1 protein-coding gene is annotated in these 1,617 nt (G+C 69.1%); it reads left to right on the top strand.

Annotated features, from left to right (window positions below; all coding sequences use genetic code 11):
• Positions 1 to 1,617, top strand: a 1,617-nt coding sequence (locus D7X12_RS41235) for a condensation domain-containing protein (RefSeq protein WP_244225095.1), incomplete at both ends; no start/stop codon positions are given.

Genomic DNA, 1,617 nt, shown 5'->3' on the forward strand with positions numbered 1-1,617 from the left:
CCACCGAGGAGAAGCTCGCCGAAGTCTTCGCCCTCGTCCTGCGTCGCGAGCAGGTCAGCATCCACGACGACTTCTTCGCCCTCGGCGGCCACTCGCTCCTGGCCACGCAGCTCGTCTCGCGCGTGCGCGCCACCTTCCAGCGCGAGCTGCCCCTGCGAGCCCTCTTCGAGGCGCCCACCGTGGCCACCCTCGCGCAGCACATCAACGCCGTGCAGACCACCACCGCTTCGGCTCCGAAGAAGCTGATCGCGGTGCGAGCGCCCACGGCCCCGCTGTCCTTCGCGCAGCAGCGCCTCTGGCTGTTGGATCAGCTCCAGCCCGGAGACGCGTCCTACAACCTGCCCGCAGCGCTCCAACTCACCGGGCACCTGAATGTCGAAGCCCTGCGCCGCGCCTTCGAGGCCCTCGTCCAGCGCCACGAGGCCCTGCGCACCACCTTCCACGAGCACCTGGGCCAGCCCACGCAAATCATCCACGCCCCAGGGGGCTGGACGCTGCCCGTCATCGACCTCTCCGCCCTGCCCCATGCACAGCGGGAAGAAGAAGCCCGAGGCTTCGCGAACCAGGAGGCGCAGCGCCCCTTCGACCTGAAAACGGGCCCACTGCTGCGCAGCACGCTGGTACGGCTGAGCGAGGAGGAACACCTGCTGCTGGTGACGATGCACCACGTCGTCTCCGACGGCTGGTCCATGGGCGTCCTCGTCCGCGAGCTGGCCGCCTTCTACGCGGCGTTCAGCACGGGCAGCACGCCGGCCCTCCCGTCCCTCCCCGTGCAGTACGCGGACTTCGCGACGTGGCAGCGCGAATGGCTCCGGGGCGAAGCCCTGGACGCGGAGATTGGCTACTGGAAGGAGAAGCTCACGGGAGCACCCGCCGCGCTGGAACTGCCCACCGACCATCCGCGCCCTCCCGCGCAGTCGCACCGCGGTGCCACGGTGGACGTACAGATTCCCGCGAACGTGTCCGACGCCCTCACGGCCCTGGCGAAGCAGGAGGGCTCGACGCCCTTCATGACGCTGCTCGCGGCCTTCCAGGTGCTCCTGGCGCGCTACTCCGCCCAGGATGACATCAGCGTGGGTTCCCCCATCGCGGGACGCACCCAGGAAGAGACGGAAGGCCTCATCGGCTTCTTCGTCAATACGCTGGTGTTGCGTGCTCACCTGAAGCCTCACGCGACATTCCGGGAGTTGTTGGCCCAGGTCCGAGGCACCACGCTCGCGGCCTATGAGCACCAGCACCTGCCCTTCGAGAAGCTCGTCGAAGCGCTCCAGCCCACGCGCGACCTGAGCCGTGGCCCGCTCTTCCAGGCCATGTTCAGCTTGCAGAACACGCCCGCCGAAGCGCTGCGGGTGCCGGGCCTGTCGTTCCAGCCGCTGCCGCTGGAGGTCCACTTCGCCAAGTTCGACCTCACCCTGGCGCTGCGGGAGTCCCCCGCGGGTCTGGTCGGCGTCTTCGAGTACGCGACGGACCTCTTCGAGGCCTCGACCATTCAGCGCATGGCCGGCCACCTGGGCGTGTTGCTGGAGGCCATCGCCACGAAGCCGGACACCCGGCTCGCGGACCTGCCGCTGCTCACCGACGCGGAACGCCAGCGACTCCTCGTCGAATGGAATCCGC

Source organism: Corallococcus sicarius (assembly GCF_003611735.1).
Classification (GTDB): domain Bacteria; phylum Myxococcota; class Myxococcia; order Myxococcales; family Myxococcaceae; genus Corallococcus; species Corallococcus sicarius.